Annotated in this window: 12 protein-coding genes; 6 read left to right on the top strand and 6 right to left on the bottom strand. The window is 74.7% G+C overall.

What is annotated here, in order from left to right:
* Positions 1–30: 30 nt before the first annotated feature.
* Positions 31–3,801 (bottom strand): S8 family serine peptidase, encoded by a 3,771-nt coding sequence (locus ACFW1I_RS34620; protein WP_384677449.1) that lies wholly within the window; start codon positions 3,799–3,801, stop codon positions 31–33.
* 232 nt (positions 3,802–4,033) lie between these two features.
* Between ACFW1I_RS34620 and ACFW1I_RS34615 the strand changes: the two genes are divergently transcribed.
* Positions 4,034–5,017, top strand: a complete 984-nt coding sequence (locus ACFW1I_RS34615; protein WP_384677447.1) for a helix-turn-helix domain-containing protein — start codon at positions 4,034–4,036, stop codon at positions 5,015–5,017.
* A 65-nt stretch (positions 5,018–5,082) separates the two neighbouring features.
* Positions 5,083–5,565 (top strand): DUF456 domain-containing protein, encoded by a 483-nt coding sequence (locus tag ACFW1I_RS34610; RefSeq protein WP_384677445.1) that lies wholly within the window; start codon positions 5,083–5,085, stop codon positions 5,563–5,565.
* On the opposite strand, the gene ACFW1I_RS34605 is transcribed toward ACFW1I_RS34610, so the two are convergent.
* From ACFW1I_RS34605 to ACFW1I_RS34595, 3 genes are all read right to left on the bottom strand, one after another.
* On the bottom strand, positions 5,552–6,898 hold the full coding sequence (locus tag ACFW1I_RS34605) for a DNA-3-methyladenine glycosylase 2 family protein (RefSeq protein WP_384677443.1): 1,347 nt from the start codon (positions 6,896–6,898) through the stop codon (positions 5,552–5,554). The two genes, ACFW1I_RS34610 and ACFW1I_RS34605, sit on opposite strands and share 14 nt — an antisense overlap.
* 70 nt (positions 6,899–6,968) lie before the next feature.
* Positions 6,969–8,087, bottom strand: a complete 1,119-nt coding sequence (gene rsgA / locus ACFW1I_RS34600) for a ribosome small subunit-dependent GTPase A (protein ID WP_384677442.1) — start codon at positions 8,085–8,087, stop codon at positions 6,969–6,971.
* A gap of 235 nt (positions 8,088–8,322) precedes the next feature.
* Positions 8,323–8,784, bottom strand: coding sequence for a phospholipase (locus ACFW1I_RS34595; RefSeq protein WP_384677440.1), 462 nt, complete (start codon positions 8,782–8,784; stop codon positions 8,323–8,325).
* A 237-nt stretch (positions 8,785–9,021) separates the two neighbouring features.
* Between ACFW1I_RS34595 and ACFW1I_RS34590 the strand changes: the two genes are divergently transcribed.
* Complete coding sequence (locus tag ACFW1I_RS34590; protein WP_384677438.1) at positions 9,022–9,432, top strand: VOC family protein; 411 nt, start codon at positions 9,022–9,024, stop codon at positions 9,430–9,432.
* Here the strand turns inward: ACFW1I_RS34590 and ACFW1I_RS34585 are convergent.
* Together ACFW1I_RS34585 and ACFW1I_RS34580 are read right to left on the bottom strand one after the other, a co-directional pair.
* Positions 9,360–10,106: a helix-turn-helix domain-containing protein gene (locus tag ACFW1I_RS34585; protein ID WP_384677436.1), complete on the bottom strand. Its 747-nt coding sequence runs from the start codon at positions 10,104–10,106 to the stop codon at positions 9,360–9,362. The two genes, ACFW1I_RS34590 and ACFW1I_RS34585, sit on opposite strands and share 73 nt — an antisense overlap.
* Before the next feature lie 34 nt (positions 10,107–10,140).
* Positions 10,141–11,265 carry a YihY/virulence factor BrkB family protein gene (locus tag ACFW1I_RS34580; RefSeq protein WP_384677434.1) on the bottom strand — a complete coding sequence of 375 codons (1,125 nt, stop codon included), beginning with the start codon at positions 11,263–11,265 and terminating at the stop codon, positions 10,141–10,143.
* Between the two features lie 17 nt (positions 11,266–11,282).
* On the opposite strand from ACFW1I_RS34580, the gene ACFW1I_RS34575 reads away from it, so the two are divergent.
* The 3 genes from ACFW1I_RS34575 (at position 11,283) to ACFW1I_RS34565 (ending at position 15,377) form a co-directional block, all read left to right on the top strand.
* The gene (locus ACFW1I_RS34575) at positions 11,283–12,920 is read left to right on the top strand and encodes an acyl-CoA dehydrogenase family protein (protein ID WP_384677432.1); all 1,638 of its coding nucleotides are present in this window, start codon (positions 11,283–11,285) and stop codon (positions 12,918–12,920) included.
* Between the two features lie 414 nt (positions 12,921–13,334).
* A complete protein-coding gene (locus ACFW1I_RS34570; protein ID WP_384677430.1) occupies positions 13,335–14,627 on the top strand; it encodes a GAF domain-containing protein in 1,293 nt (430 codons plus the stop codon).
* Between the two features lie 180 nt (positions 14,628–14,807).
* On the top strand, positions 14,808–15,377 hold the full coding sequence (locus tag ACFW1I_RS34565) for a GNAT family N-acetyltransferase (RefSeq protein WP_384677428.1): 570 nt from the start codon (positions 14,808–14,810) through the stop codon (positions 15,375–15,377).
* The last annotated feature ends 143 nt before the right edge of the window (positions 15,378–15,520 follow it).

Here is a 15,520-nt window from a genome sequence, read left to right as displayed (position 1 = left end):
ACGGGAAGGACGTCCGGCGGACCGGCGTGGTCAGCGCACGTCGTAAGCGCGGACCACGGTCTGGGTGACGGAGTTGCCGTTGGCGTCCGTCAGTTCGGTCCTCAGGGTGACCTGCTTGCCGGTCGCGCCCGTGTGGTTCACGGTCGCGACCCACTCGCCGCCGTCCTGGGCGACCGGGGCCTCGTTCCAGGTGACGCCCCCGTCGTAGGAGTAGGAGAGGGCGGCCGAGGTGAGGGCACCCACCTCGTATCCGGCGTGACCGGTGGCGCCGAGGCGGATCCGCTGGCCGTCGGTGGCGGCGAGGGTCTTCAGTCCGTCCACCGGCAGGTCGTACCGGGGGAAGAGAATCGGGATGCCCTGAGAATAGACCGTCTCGTCGAGCTGGGAGGTGAATTTCCAGATCGACTGTACGGAAGTGGAGCGGGCCCAGTTCCGGTTGCCGATCTTCATGGTGTTCTGTTCCAGCTCGTAGGCGCCGCGCCCGGCCGGCACCTCGAAGACGCCGAAGGGCCAGGCGCTCTCGCCGATCGTCTCGCCGTCGCGGCGCAGCCGCAGGTTGCCGATGTCGCCGAAGGAGCCGGGCTCGGCGTGGTGGGTGGTGTCGCCCCACATCGCGTCGGCGAAGCCGATGAGGTTGCCCTGGCGCTCGGAGACGAGGACGGGCTCGCCGGCCCCGTCGCGCGGGGCGGTCGGGGCGATGACGCCGTCGTACCACTTCTCGGTGCGGCGCTCGCCGGAGGCGTAGCCGTGCACGTCGCCGATCATCAGCTCGCCGAACGGGAAGCTGCTGCCGGTCATCTGCTGCCAGTCGGTGTCACCGGGCGTGTAGTACTCGGTGCGGGTGCCGGGGGCGGGGACGGTCTCCAGGCCGGCGAAGCCGACCCGGAGGCCGTTCGGGCGGTGGGCGGCGGGGAAGTTCATGAAGTCCGCGGCGATGCCGGCCGAGCCGTAGCCGACCTCCGAGCGGCCGAGGCGCTCGTCCCGGACCCGGTAGTGGCGCTCGTCGTCGATCTCGCCGGTCTCGGGGTGGGCGAGGGTGTAGACGTACGGGGACCGGGCGGTGGCCTTCCAGTGCAGGGTGACCTCGCCGGCGGCGAGCCTGTCGCGGAGCGCGGTGGCCTCGGCGGCCGGGACCGCGAGGGCCGGCAGTCCGGCGCCGGTGAAGCCGCCGGTCGGGTACCAGCGGGCCGCCGACTCGTGGTGGACGACGACGCCGACGGCGCCGGCGGCCTTGGCGTTGCGGGCGAGGGTGCCGACGGCGGTGGTGTCGTCGGGGAGGCGGACCAGGGCGAGGCGGCCCTGGACGCCGGCGGCCTTCAGTTCGTCGGGGGTGCCGGTGCCGGCGTCGACGAGGGCGGCGGAGCCGGTGCCGTCGAGGTTGTCGGAGCCGGTGGAGGCGGTCACCGGGTGGAGGGCGAGGCCGTCGCCGGTGCGCAGCGAGGTGATCTGCGGGGCGGCGGCGCGCCAGTAGCTGCCGGACTCGAAGTCGCCGTCGCGGGCCTCGCCCTCGACGGAGGCGTAGTAGGCGCGGAGGGTGCGCGGGCCGACGATGGTCCCGGAGTGGGTCCAGGTGTCGTCCCAGGAGCGGGCGAACGCGAGGGTGGCGCCGCGGAGTTCGGAGGGGCGGTCGGTGCGGACGGAGAGCCGGTGGGCCTCGCGGGCGTCGAGGACGACGGTGGTGTCCTGCCTGACCTCCAGCTGCGGGCGGGCCAGGTGGGTGAGCGAGTCGTCCAGGGTGGCGCCCTCGCCGGTGTCGCGGGTGGTGACGAAGGAGGTGAGGAAGTAGGAGCCGGGGCGGACCCGGAAGACCTGGTCGGCGGCGCCGTCGTTGGAGCGGCGTTCGCCGGTGGCGGTGTCGAGGCCGATGACGTCGAGCGAGGAGGCGCCGTCGGCGGGCTTGCCCTGGCGGTCGATCAGCTTGACGCGGAGGGTGACGGTCTCGGGCTCGACGTAGAGCGAGAAGGGGGTGGAGACGTGGACGCCGCCGGGGCCGGTGGCGACGATGCGGCCGGTGACGTCGCCGTACTGGGCGCGCTCCAGGCGGGCGGTGGGGTCGACGGCGAGCGGGACCTCGACGGTGGCGCCGGCCGGGACGGTGACGGTGCGCCGGCCGAGGCGGGCGACGGTGGAGTCCACGGCGGAGCCGTCGTTGCCGGTGACCTTCTCGACGGCGAGGCCGAGGGTGACCGGGGCGTCGGAGGTGTTGGTGTAAGGGACGGTGACCGTGGTGCGGTCGCTGCGGTCCTGGGGCCAGTGGAAGGTGCCGCCCTGGACGGCCGGGGCGGAGAGGACCGTCTGGTCGACGGCGGCCTTGACGTCGAGCCGGCCGCCGCCGGTCTCCCGGACGTCGCCGGGGACGCCGGTGTCGGCGGAGGAGACCAGGGCGGCCTTCAACTGCTGTGCGGTCCAGTCGGGGTGACGCTGCTTCAGGATCGCGGCGGCGCCGGCGACGTGCGGGGTGGCCATCGACGTGCCGGACATCGCCTGGTAGGCGTAGACGCCCCGGCCGCCGGCCGCGGCGGCGGAGATGTCGACGCCGGGGGCGGCGATCTCCGGCTTGAGGGTGTGGGCCTCGTTGGCCATGGGGCTGCGGCTGGAGAACCAGGCGGTGGAGTCGTCGCGGTCGGTGGCGCCGACGGTGAGGACGCTCGGCGCGCAGCCGGGCGAGGAGACGGAGTTGAGGGAGGGGCCGGAGTTTCCGGCGGCGACGACGAACAACGTGCCCTCGCTCTGGGCGAGTTCCTCGGCGGCGGCGCTCATCGGGTCGTCGCAGTCGGTCTCGGAGGGGTTGCCGAGGCTCATGGAGACGACGTCGGCGCCCTGGGCGACGGCCCACTCCATGCCGGCGATGATCCACGAAGTGGCGCCGGAGCCGTAGTCGTTGAGGACCTTGCCGTTGAGGAGCCCGGCGCCGGGGGCGATGCCCTTCCGCTTGCCGCCGCTCGCGGCGCCGGAGCCGCCGACGGTGGAGATGGTGTGGGTGCCGTGGCCCTGGAAGTCGTCGGCGCTGTCGGAGTCGGTGAAGTTCTCCGAGGCGACGATCCGGCCCTGGAGGTCGGGGTGGTCGGCGTCGGCGCCGGTGTCGAGGACGGCGACCTTGGTGCCGGTGCCGTCGTAGCCGGCGGCCCACGCCTCGGGGGCGCGCACCTGCTGCGCGGACCGCTCCAGGGCGGCCTCGACCTTGCGGTCCAGCCACAGCTTCTCGATGCCCGCGGCGGCGGAGCGGGCGGCGGGGGCGGAGACCTCGGACCAGAAGACGCCGGCCTGCTTCTTGTCGGCCTGGAGGGCGACGCCGTCGATGGTCCTGAGGACCTGTCCGCGGCGGGCGCCGCGCGGGGCGGCGGGGGCGGTGCGGGCGGTGGCGCCGGAGCCGTAGACGGCGATCAGCGGCAGCATGGCGGTGGAGGCGTCGTCGTAGCCCTGGCGGACCAGGCCGGTGACGTTGAAGAGTTCCTCGTCGACCCGGTCGGCGGCGAGCGCGTCGGTGGCGTCCTCGGGGTAGACGTACAGGTCCTGGCCGGAGCGGCGGGTCTGGACCAGCGGGACGGTGCCGTCCTCGCGGGGCAGCACGGTGGCGGCGGGGTTGCCCCGCTCGTCACGGGTGACCAGGACGCGGTCGCCGGTGACCAGGGTCACCGTGGCGGGCCTCTCCCCGGCGCGGGCCTGGGCCCCGCTGCCGACCAGCGGGCGTTCGGCGGACCCCCCGGCCGGCGGCTGGGCCGCGGCGGACGGCAGGGCCGCGGTGACGGCCAGGACGGCGGCGGTCGCCGCTCCCAGGGCCGTACGCGAAATCGGGCGCATCGCTCTCCCCATCAGAATCCGGACGATAGGCGCAAGTCGCCTGTATCCGGAGGCGGTTGGTGCTGCGGTGGCGCCACATTGGCAGAGCCGAGGGCGGTACAGGGATGATGGGAGCGGCGGGAATACGCCGTGGCCGTTTCCCGCCAGGTCACCAACGGAACGAATGCCTCCGGAGAACACCCGCGGAACATCGCGCGCGGTGCGCCGGAGGCACGGCGAGGGGCGGGAACCGATGCTGGGAGCGATAGGACTGGACGAGCGGCAGGAGTCCGCGTACCGCGCGCTGATCGCGCTCGGGGCCGCCGAGGTCACCGACCTGGCGCACCGGCTCACCCTGCCCGAGCGGGACATCGAGCGGTCGCTGCGCCGCCTGGAGGCGCAGGGGCTCGCCGCCCAGTCCTCCGCGCGCACCGGACGCTGGGTGGCGGCGCCCCCCGGGGTCGCGCTCGGCGCGCTCCTCACCCAGCAGCGGCACGAGCTGGAGCAGGCCGAGCTCGCGGCGGCGCTGCTCGCCGAGGAGTACCGGGCGGAGGCGACCGAGCCGGCCGTGCACGACCTGGTCGAGGTGGTGACCGGCGCGAGCGCCGTGACCCACCGCTTCCTCCAGCTGCAGCTCGGCGCGCAGGAGGAGGTCTGCGCGCTGGTCACCGGCAAGCCGATCGCCGTCTCGGGCCTGGAGAACGACGCCGAGGAGCTGGCCGCCGGGCGGGGCGTACGCTACCGGGTGGTGATCGAGCGGGAGGTGCTGACCCTCCCCAGCGGCCTCCTCGAACTGTCGGCGGCGCTCGGCCGCGAGGAGCGCATCCGGGTCGTCGACCGGGTGCCGACCAAGCTCGTGGTGGCCGACCGCACCCTCGCCATGGTCCCGCTCACCGGCCGGGGCGCGGAGCCGGCCGCGCTGGTGGTGCACGCCAGCGGGCTCCTGGAGTCCCTGATGGGCCTCTTCGAGTCGGTGTGGCGGGAGGCGCTGCCGCTGCGGCTCGGCGCGGGCGCGCAGATCACCGAGGACCAGGCCCCCGGCCCGGACGGCACCGACCTGGAGATCCTCTCCCTGCTGCTCGCCGGGATGACCGACGCGAGCGTGGCCAAGCAGCTGGACCTGGGACTGCGGACGGTCCAGCGGCGGGTGAAGGGCCTGATGGAGCTGGCCGCGGTGACCACCCGGCTGCAGCTCGGCTGGCACGCGTACGAGAAGGGCTGGGTCGCCAGGACCTGACCAGCCGGCCACCCCATCGGCCCTCGCGACCTGCGGGAACGCCGCGGGTGGGAGAGGCTGGGCGCGTGGGTGTGTGGCAGCTCCTGATGGTCGCGGCGGTCATGCTCCTCGGCCTGTTCGGGGTCCTCGCCCCCGGCGTGCCGGGCAGTTGGCTGATCTGGGCCGCCGTGCTCTGGTGGTCGCTGCACGAGCAGACCGGCCTCGCGTGGATCCTGCTGGTCTCCTCGACCGCCCTGCTGCTGCTCACCCAGGTGGTGGTCTGGCAGCTGCCGCCGCGCCGCTTCCGGGGCGCGGGGCTCACCCGCCGCACGATCGGGTACGCGGGCGCCGGCGCCCTCCTCGGCTTCGTCCTGGTCCCGGTGCTCGGCGCGGTCCCCGGCTTCGTCGGCGGGATCTACCTCTCCGAGCGGCGCCGGCTCGGCGGCCACGGCCAGGCCCGCGCCGCCACCCGGGCGATCATGCGGGCGGCCGGCACGAGCGTGCTGGTCGAGCTCTTCGCCTGCCTGCTGATCGTGGGGGCCTGGGTCGGCGCGGTCATCCTGGGCTGACCTCCCGGTAGCGCTGGGCGTACGACCGCCAGGGCGCCCACTCCGGCGCGTCGGGCGCGTCCGGCGCGCCGACGTCCGGGTCGCCGAGGGACCGGACCCGGATCCGCGCGGCGGTCCGGGCGTCCACTCCGGGTACGGCTCCGAGGACGCGGGCGGCCTCGTCGCGGTCGGCGCCGGGGTCGAGGCGGAGGGTGCCGTCGGCGAGGGCGCGGGCCAGCGGACCGGCGACCGGGTGGCCGGTGAGCTCCGCCGGGGCGGGGAAGAGCGCGCGGAGCGTGCCGTCGGGCGCGTCCAGCGGGGTGCCGGAATCGGCCAGGACCCGCGCCGACTCCTCGGGGCCCAGCACGGTCCGGAGGGCGTACTCCTCCGGGTCGGCGGCGCCCGGCGAGCGGACCCCGGGCCGGGCGGCGACCGCGGCCGCGAGCCGGGGGTCGGCGCCGAGCCGCTCGGCGACCGCGTACGGGTCGGCGTCGAGGTCGAGGAGGCGGCGCAGCCGGTGCACGGCGGTGGTGAGGTCGCGCAGCTCGGCGAGGTGCAGCCGGGCCTCCAGCCAGCGCCCGGGCGCCCGCTCGCCGACGACGACGACACCGGGGCCGTACGGCAGCCGCAGGGTGCGCCGGTAGGTGCGGTCGCCGGGCGGCCCGGTCACCTCCTCGACGCCCGGCAGGGCCTCGGCGGCCAGCAGGTCGAAGACCTCGCGGGCGGCGTACGGCCCCCGGTACGCGAGGCGCAGCGGCACGCCCGCGGCCTCCTTGGGGCCCGGGGCGCCGGGCGTCTCGGCGCGCAGCTCGGTCGGGGTGCGGGCGTACACGGCCCGGATGGTGTCGTTGAACTGCCGGATGCTGCTGAAGCCGGCCGCGAAGGCCACCTCGGTGACCGGCAGCGCGGTGGTCTGGAGCAGCAGACGGGCGGTGTGGGCCCGCTGGGCGCGGGGGTGCGCCATCGGGCCCGCGCCCAGCTCGGCGGTGAGCTGGCGCTGGACCTGGCGGGGGCTGTACCCGAGGCGGACGGCGAGCCCGGGCACGCCCTCGCGGTCCACGACGCCGTCGCCGATCATCCGCACCGCCCGGCCGACGACGTCGGCCCGCACGTTCCACTCGGCGGAGCCGGGCACCGCGTCGGGCCGGCAGCGGCGGCAGGCCCGGAAACCGTGTCCCTGGGCGGCGGCGGCCGTGGTGAAGAAGGCGACGTTCCGCCGCTTGGGGGTGACGGCGGGGCAGCTGGGCCGGCAGTAGATGCCGGTGGTCCGCACGGCGAAGAAGAACTCCCCGTCGAACCGCGCGTCCCGGCTGCTCACCGCCTGGTAGAGGGTGTCCCCCTCGTCGTCCGTCATGCCTCCAGTGTGCGGCGGCGGACCGCCGCGCACTCGCGGGATTCGGACACGGCGCTCCGGGGGCCCGTGGCTAACGGAGCCGGCCCTCGCGCTTGAAGGCCATGGCGGCGCGCCCCTCGGCTCCCTTGCGCTTCCAGTCCTTGCGGATCTCGTGGCGCAGCCGGGCGTCGGTCTTGGCGACCAGCCGCTGGTTCTCGCGGAGCAGCTTGCGGTAGCTCTCCAGGCGGCGCACGGAGAGCGAGCCGTCGTCGAGGGCGGCGACGACCGCGCAGCCCGGCTCGGACTCGTGGGAGCAGTCGTGGAAGCGGCAGTCGGCGGCCAGCTCCTCGATCTCCGAGAAGGTCTGCCCGACCCCGGCCTCCGCGTCCCACAGCCCGACCCCGCGCAGCCCCGGGGTGTCGATGAGGACTCCGCCCCCGGGGAGCACGAACAGGTTCCGGGTGGTGGTGGTGTGCCGTCCCTTGCCGTCCACGTCACGGGCCGCCTGCACGGTCATGACGTCCTCGCCGACGAGGGCGTTGGCGAGGGTGGACTTGCCGGCGCCGGAGACGCCGAGGAGGACGGTGGTGCCGCCGGAGACGACGGCCGCGAGGACGTCGATCCCCTCCCCGCTGGCCGAGCTGAGCGGCAGCACCTCGACGCCGGGCGCGACGTTCCGGACGTCCTCCACGAGGTGGGAGAGGACGACCGGGTCGGGCACCAGGTCGGCCTTGGACAGCACGACGGTCGGCTGGGCGCCGGACTCCCACGCCAGGGCGAGGAAGCGCTCGATCCGGCCGAGGTCCAGCTCGACGGCGAGCGAGACGGTGATGACGGCGTGGTCGACATTGGCCGCGAGGATCTGCCCCTCGGACCGCTTGGAGGAGGTGGACCGGGCGAACGCGGTCCGCCGCGGCAGACAGGCCCGCACGTACCGGGGATCGCTCGCGCCCTCGGGGTCGACGGCGGCCCAGTCACCGGTGCAGACGACCCGCAGCGGGTCGTGCGGCGTCACGAACGCCGTGTCGGCCCGGACGACGCCGTCCGCGGTGGCGACGTCGCACTGCCCCCGGTCGACGCGGACCACCCGCCCCGGGACGAGCCCCTGGGCGGCGTACGGCGCGAAGCTCTCGGCCCAGCCGGAGTCCCAGCCGTGCGCGTCGAGCGAGAGGGAGGTGGTGGAAGTGGAAGAGGAAAGCGGGAAAGACAAGGGGAACCCTTCACAGGGTGGCCCCGGCCGCGCGCTCCGCGCGCGAGAGGTCGAGTGATGTCAGCCGGAGACCACAGGGGTGGGAACGATGAACTCCTGAATGCGGGCAGAGCCCGTCACCGTGACAGTCATCAATGTCCTCACCTCCTGCTTCTTCTCGACGTACCGACGCCGCCCCTCGGGGACGGACACGAGCACCATAGTCCGCCCCGAGGCACGGCACCACCGAATTGATTCAGTTGACGGCCGGGCTGCTGCCGAAGTTCTTCACGGCCTGGTAGTAGGTCCAGGCGGTGGAGTCGCAGGAGGTGCGGGTCAGGCCCGAGTAGCGGGCGCAGACGCGCTTGAGGTCGGCGTGGAAGGCGTCGTCGAGGCGGGCCTTGTTGGCGCTGAAGGTGCCGGCGGCCTTGTAGTTGCGGTAGCCGAAGTCGTGGCGGGCGCAGGACATCTGGAAGGGGAAGCCGAAGGGGTTGTCCGGGGAGGAGGAGCAGTAGTCGGTCGACCAGTCGAACCCGTAGGCGGACCAGGCGCTCTGGTTCGCCCGGGCGGTGGCCCAGGCGTTGTAGCTCGTCGCGGTCGTCTGGGTCCAGCTGCTGAGCACCTGCGGTTTGTCGGCGGGTGCGGCGGAGGCGGGGGTGGCGAGGGCGAGCAATCCGGCTGTCACGGTGGCGGTCACGGCGGCGACTCGACTGCGCATCGGCGATCCTCCCGGGGGAAGGCGCCGGGGATCTCCCGGCGCCGAAGTCGTGATCCTGGGAGAACGGGTACCAGCTCCGCTGACACGGCGTCACGGGATCGGGGAGAGTTCGCTCCGACGTCGCCCGCTGGAGCCGTCCCGGTTGCCGAACGGCGGCTTCCGGGCGGCGGATCGGGCCGAACGTCCGTGTCCGATTCGTACAAGACCGGCGGTGTGCGGCGTGCCTACGGTGGCGCCATGGACCTCACCCCTCGTCTCGATCTCGTCGGCCTCGTCGTCTCGGACATGGCCGCCTCGCTCGCCTTCTACCGGCGCCTCGGCCTGGACGTCCCGGCCGGGGCGGAGTCCGCCCCGCACGTGGAGGCGGTGCTGCCCGGCGGGCTGCGGATCGCCTGGGACACGGAGGACGTCGTCCGCTCCTTCGATCCCGGCTGGACCCGGCCCGCCGGAGGCCACCGGATCGAGCTCGCCTTCCGGTGCGGGGCGCCGGCGGAGGTGGACGCGGTGTACGGGGAGCTGGTCGCCGCCGGGTACTCCGGGCACCTGAAGCCCTGGGACGCGGTGTGGGGGCAGCGCTACGCGGTGGTCCTCGACCCGGACGGCAGCGGGGTGTCGCTCTTCGCGGACGCGCCCGCCGAGCGCGCGTAGGCGGTCGGCGTCGTGCCGGCCAGGGCCCGGGTCTCGCGGGCGAGATGGGCCTGGTCGGCGCAGCCCGCGCGCAGCGCCGCCTCCGCGAACGGCACGCCGGCCCGGATCAGGGCGAGCGCGCGCTGGAGGCGCAGCACGCGGGCGAGGGTCTTGGGGCCGTAGCCGAAGGCGTCGAGGGAGCGGCGGTGCAGCTGCCGGGCGCCGAGCCCGACCGCGTCGGCCGTCTCGGCGACGGGCCGCCCGGCCGCGAGGCGGGCCACGACGGCCCGGAGCAGCGGATCGGGTCCCGGGGTGTCGGCGGCCCGGCGCAGCACGAACGCCTCCAGGGCGCCGGCCGGGTCGGGCGCGTCCGTGATCCGCTCCGCGAGCCGCCGCGCCCCGGCCTCGCCCCAGAGCGCGCCGAGCGGGACCCGCCGGTCGCGGAGTTCGTGGGCGGGGACGCCGAGGAATCGGGGGGCGTCGCCGGGGGCGAAGCGGAGGCCGGCGTAGCGGGCGACGGGCGTCTCCGCGCGGTACGCGCGCGTGTCGGCGCCCGCGACGAGGAGCCGGCCGTCGGCCCAGATCAGGTCCATGCAGCCGTCGGGGACGACGAGGGCGTCGGAGACGACGGGGGCGGGCGCCGTCCGGGTCCACAGGACGGCGCCGGCGAGCCGGGCGGGGCGCTCCTCGTACATCCTCCCCAGGCTAGGCCGGATCGGGCGGGGTCGCTCAGTCCTTCTCCCAGCCGGTGTGGAGGCGGGACTTGACGTCGTCCGGGGGGAGGAACTTGGACCAGCGTTCGGGGAATTCGGAGGGCATGTCGGGGTCGTCCTCGTCGACGTCCTCCGCCTCCGCGCGGATGCGGGCGACGAGTTCCGCCGCCTGGACCGCGCGGGCGCGTTCGTTGGCCTCGCGGGCGGCGGCGGTGGCGACGGAGGGCCAGACGCGGTCGATCGCCGCGTTGACCGCCGCGCCGACGAGGACCGCGAAGGCGGAGACGCCGATCCAGAGCAGGATGGCGATGGGGGCGGCCAACGAGCCGTAGATGGTGGGGCCTTCGACCTGGCTCGTCAGGTAGATCCGCAGCAGGAAGCTGCCGAACGCCCACATCGCGAGGGCGACGAGCGCGCCCGGGATGTCCTCGATCCACGGCGACCGGACGGGGACGGAGACGTGGTAGAGCGTGGTGAGGAAGGCGATGGAGAGCAGGATGACGGCCGGCCAGTAGAGGACGGCGACGACGTCCGTGCCCCAGGTGACGAGCTCGACGACCCGGTCGGGGCCGACGACCGCGAGCGGCAGCACCACCGCCCCGATGAGGAGCGCCACGATGTAGAGGAGGAAGGCGAGGAGGCGGGTCTTGACGATGCCCCGGTGCCCGTCGAGGCCGTACATGACGGTGATGGTGTCGATGAAGACGTTCACCGCCCGGGAGCCGGACCACAGGGCGATGGCGAAGCCGAGGGAGACGAGTTCGGGACGTTTCGCCTGGGTGATGTCGTCGAGGACGGGCTGCGCGATCTCGGCGACGCCCCGGTCGGAGAGGACCGTGCCGGCCGCCCGGAGGATGTTCTCCTGGATGGAGGCGACCGTGTCGGTGTTGGTCCAGTCGTCGGCGTAGCCGAGGAGCGCGATGAGGCCGAGCAGCAGGGGTGGCAGGGACAGCAGGGTGAAGAAGGCGGCCTCGGCGGCGAGGCCGAGGATCCGGTACTCGATGCACGAGTTGACGGTGTCCTTGAGGAGCAGCCAGACCATCTTCCGCTTGGAGACGTTGCGGTAGAGGACGCGGGCCCGGTGGAGCCTGCTCCAGGGTCGCCGCTCCGGCCGGTCGGGTGTTTCGCTTGCTGCCTGCACCTGCTTACCGTATCGGCATGGAAGCGGCCTCCCACACAGTGACCAATCAGGCTCCACCCCTGGTGGGGTACGACGTGTACACGTCCGACCGGGCGCTGGCGGAGGCGGTCGGGCGCCATCTGCCGGCGGAGCTCCTCGACGAGGCCCGGGAGGAGCTGCGGGCGCTGGGCCGGGCGACCGGTTCGGAGCAGGTGCGGGAGTGGGGCGAGCAGGCGAACGCGTATCCGCCGCGGCTGCGGACCCATGACCGGTACGGGCACCGGATCGACGAGGTGGAGTTCCATCCGGCCTGGCACCGGCTGCTCGGCAAGGCGGTCGCGGCGGGCCTGACGGACGCCTGGGGGCGGCCCGGCGGGCATGTGCGGCGCGCGGCCGGGTTCCTGGTGGCGACGCAGGCGGAGGCCGGGACCGGCTGTCCGGTGTCGATGACGCACGCGGCGGTGCCGGCGCTGCGGGCCGAGCCGGAGGTGGCGGCGGTGTGGGAGCCGCTCGCCGCCTCGCGGGTGTACGAGCGGGAGCTCGCGCCGGTCGTCTCGAAGGCGGGGGTGCTGCTCGGGATGGGGCTGACGGAGAAGCAGGGCGGGAGCGACGTACGGGCGAACACGACGTCGGCGCGGCCGCTGGCGGCCGCCGGCGAGTACGTGCTGACCGGGCACAAGTGGTTCTGTTCGGCGCCGATGTCGGACGCCTTCCTGGTCCTCGCGCAGGCACCCGGCGGGCTCACCTGCTTCCTGGTGCCCCGGGTGCTCGACGACGGCTCGCGCAACGCGTTCGCGCTCCAGCGGCTCAAGGACAAGCTGGGCAACCGCTCGAACGCCTCCGCGGAGGTCGAGTTCGACGGGACGACGTGGGCGCGCCGGATCGGCGAGGAGGGCCGCGGGCTGCGGACCGTGATGGGGATGGTGGCGGCGACCCGGCTGGACTGCGTGCTGGGGTCGGCGGCGCTGATGCGGCAGGCGGTGGCGCAGGCCGTGCACCACGCCTCGTACCGCTCGGCCTTCGGCGGTCTCCTCGTCGACAAGCCGCTGATGCGGAACGTGCTCGCGGACCTGGCGGTGGAGTCGGAGGCGGCGACCGTGCTCGGGATGCGGCTGGCGGCGGCGTACGACTCCGGTACGGAGCGGGAGCTGGCGCTGCTGCGGATCGCGGTGCCGGCGGCGAAGTACTGGGTGACGAAGCGGTGCGTGCCGGTGGTGGCGGAGGCGTTGGAGTGCCTGGGCGGGAACGGGTACGTGGAGGAGTCCGGGCTGCCGCGGCTGCTGCGCGAGTCGCCGCTGAACTCGGTGTGGGAGGGCGCGGGGAACATCCAGGCGCTGGACGTGCTGCGGGCGCTGCGGAGGGAGCCGGCGGCGCTGGACGCGTATCTGCGGGAGGTCGGGGAGGCGCGGGGGGCGGACCCCCGGCTCGACCGGGCGATCCGCGGGCTGCTCGCGGAGCTGGCCGACCTGGAGGGCGTGGAGGCGCGGGCCCGGCGGCTCGCGGAGCGGATGGCGCTGGTCCTGCAGGGTGCGCTGCTGGTCCGCTGGGCGCCGCCGGAGGTGGCGGACGCGTTCTGCGCGGGCCGGCTGGGCGGCGACACGGGCTCGGCCTTCGGGACGCTGCCGCACACGCTGGACCTGCGGGCGGTGGTGGAGCGGGCGCGGCCGGTGGGGTGAGCGCGGGTACGCCCGTCCGGGTGGGAATCCGCGGCGTGCGGGCGCGGCGTCCGGAGGGTCCGGGGCGCGGGAGGCTGGGCCGCGCGTACCAGGGGTGGGCCCGGCGGACCGCTGGGCGGAGCGCGGGGCCGGCACGCGCGGAAGGCGGGGGTGATGCTGCGCCGACACGGCACCACCACCCGCCGTCACCACATTCACGCACCGGGGTGGTCCGGGGCCAGAGTTGCAAAGGGTTGCAGGATTACCCGAACCGGGCTCCGCGGAGGGCTTCCGGACGGCACGATGGACCCGCGACACTGCGAGCCGCGGCCCGGGGCGACAATTCGGACGGGGCCGTACGGCGCTGACGACACTCCGGCCATCCGCCCGGAACTGCAGAACCGATACAGCACACCGGGTGGCGGGGAGGGACCGATGAACAACACGCGGCTCGACATGAAGCGTCTGGCCACCATGGACGCCGTCCAGGCGGCCCGGCTGCTGCACCGCGTCCGCGAGGAGACGCTGGCCGGCCGGAAGCCGCCGATCGCGCCCCGCGCGGAGATCGACGCCTCCTGGCGGCGGATGGCCCGGCTCGGCCTCGACCCCGACCAGGGCACCAACAGCGTCCTGCTGCGCCGCGACGAGCTGGAGCACCGGCGGCGGAGCACCCTGCTGGCCGAGGTGATGCAGACGCTCAGCTCCGGCCTGGCCGGGATCGCCGACGCCTCGCTCCAGATCATGGTGGTCACCGACGAGCACGGCCGGGTGCTGTGGCGGGAGGGCCACCCGTCGGTGATCCGGCAGGCGAACGGGATCTGTCTGGAGGAGGGCGCGGCCTGGACCGAGCACACCACCGGCACCAACGCGGTCGGCACCGCCCTCGCCACCCGGCGGGCGGTGCAGGTCCACTCCGCCGAGCACTACGTGCACGCGCTGCACAACTGGACCTGCGCGGCCGCGCCCGTCCACGACCCGCGCGACGGCCGGCTGCTCGGCGTCGTCGACGTGAGCGGGCCGGCCTCCACCTTCCACCCCTCGATGCTGGCCCTGGTCGGCTCGGTCGCCCGGCTCGCGGAGGCCGAGCTGCGCGAGCGGCACCGGGCCACGGTGGAGCGGCTGCGGGCGGTGGCCGCGCCGATCCTGTGCCGGGTGGGCGGCCGGGCCGTCGCGGTCGACCCGCACGGCTGGACGGCCGCGGTGACCGGGCTGGCTCCGACGGACCGGATCGTGCTGCCGAAGTCGTTCGGCGCCGGCCGGGCCTGGCTGCCCTCGCTGGGGCTGTGCACGGTGGAGCCGCTGCCCGGCGGCTGGCTGCTGCGGGTCGAGGAGGACACCGCCCCGGCGGGTACGGAGTCGGGCGCGGCGAGCCGGCTGGTGCTGGACCTGAGCCGGCCGCGCCGCTGGACGGTGGCGGTCTCCGGGGCGGCGGGGAGCTGGCAGCAGGAGCTGAGCCCGCGCCACGCGGAGCTGCTGTACCTCCTCGCGCTGCACCCGGACGGGCGGACGGCGGCCGATCTGGCGGAGGACGTGTTCGGTGACCGGACGCGGACGGTGACGGTCCGGGCCGAGATGTCGCGGGTGCGCCGGACCCTCGCGGGTGTCCTGGCGCACCGCCCGTACCGCTTCCGCGAGGAGATCGCGGTGGAGGTGCGGCGCCCGGAGGACCCGGCCGACCTGCTGCCGCACTCGGCGGCCCCGGCGATCCGGTCGGCCAGCAGGGTCTGACCCTCCGCGCGGCACGGCGCTCCGCGGGCCGGGCGCCCCCGCGTGGGCGTCCCGTCGCGGAGCACCCCTTCGCGCGCCCCCTGTCCACATGCCGGACACTCCGTCCGGCGGGGCCCGGAGAGACGGGCCCCACCCCGGCCCGCCCTGGGAATCCTTCGCTCCGCATGATGCGATAAGGGCATGAGCATCACTCTCACCACCTGGTCCCTGGAGCAGACCTCGCCGGACGACCTCCGTCCGGCCCGGGTCCCCGAGGGCGACGGCATCACGGTCCGCCGGGCCGAGGTCCCCTCCCCCGAGTTCAGCCGCTTCCTCTATACGGCGGTCGGCGGCGACATCAACTGGGCCGACCGGCTCCCGCTGAGCTACGCGCAGTGGAAGGAGATAGCGGAGAAGCCGGGCGCCGAGGTCTGGGTGGCGTACGACCGGGGGACGCCGGCCGGGTACGTGGAGTTCGACCCGCAGGACGACGGGGTCGTCGAGATCGTCTACTTCGGCCTGATCCCCGCCTTCCGGGGCCGCCGCATCGGCGGCCACCTGCTCTCCGAGGGCGTCCGGCGCGCCTGGGACCTGGCCGAGCGCTGGCCGGACCGGGAGCCGACCAAGCGGGTGTGGCTGCACACCTGCTCGCTGGACGGTCCGCACGCGATGGCCAACTACGAGCGCCGCGGCTTCCGGCTCTTCGACACCAAGGTCGAGGAGATCGAGGAGAGCGAGACGCCCGGGCCGTGGCCCGGCGCGCACGCCTGAGCCGGCGTCGGTTCGCGGGGGGCGGGGGGGGTGGGGGAGGGGGGGCCCGCTGAGGAGGGCCCCCCACCCCCCTAGCCAGAATATTGTTAGTTGAGGAGTACAACACTATAGAGAGGTGGTGGTGTGCTCTGGTGAAAGGAAGC

Origin of the sequence: Streptomyces sp. NPDC058955, from assembly GCF_042741435.1 — a bacterium.
In the GTDB taxonomy this organism is placed as follows: domain Bacteria; phylum Actinomycetota; class Actinomycetes; order Streptomycetales; family Streptomycetaceae; genus Streptomyces.
Note: the sequence above shows the minus strand (reverse complement) of the source record. Positions and strands in the feature narration are given on the sequence as shown.

Bases quoted from the DNA above. Each gene is read 5' to 3' on its own strand.
- ACFW1I_RS34620 (WP_384677449.1), bottom strand. From the start codon at position 3,801: ATGCGCCCGATTTCGCGTACGGCCCTGGGAGCGGCGACCGCCGCCGTC.
- ACFW1I_RS34615 (WP_384677447.1), top strand. From the start codon at position 4,034: ATGCTGGGAGCGATAGGACTGGACGAGCGGCAGGAGTCCGCGTACCGC.
- ACFW1I_RS34605 (WP_384677443.1), bottom strand. From the start codon at position 6,898: ATGACGGACGACGAGGGGGACACCCTCTACCAGGCGGTGAGCAGCCGG.
- ACFW1I_RS34595 (WP_384677440.1), bottom strand. From the start codon at position 8,784: ATGCGCAGTCGAGTCGCCGCCGTGACCGCCACCGTGACAGCCGGATTG.
- ACFW1I_RS34590 (WP_384677438.1), top strand. From the start codon at position 9,022: ATGGACCTCACCCCTCGTCTCGATCTCGTCGGCCTCGTCGTCTCGGAC.
- ACFW1I_RS34585 (WP_384677436.1), bottom strand. From the start codon at position 10,106: ATGTACGAGGAGCGCCCCGCCCGGCTCGCCGGCGCCGTCCTGTGGACC.
- ACFW1I_RS34575 (WP_384677432.1), top strand. From the start codon at position 11,283: ATGGAAGCGGCCTCCCACACAGTGACCAATCAGGCTCCACCCCTGGTG.
- ACFW1I_RS34570 (WP_384677430.1), top strand. From the start codon at position 13,335: ATGAACAACACGCGGCTCGACATGAAGCGTCTGGCCACCATGGACGCC.
- ACFW1I_RS34565 (WP_384677428.1), top strand. From the start codon at position 14,808: ATGAGCATCACTCTCACCACCTGGTCCCTGGAGCAGACCTCGCCGGAC.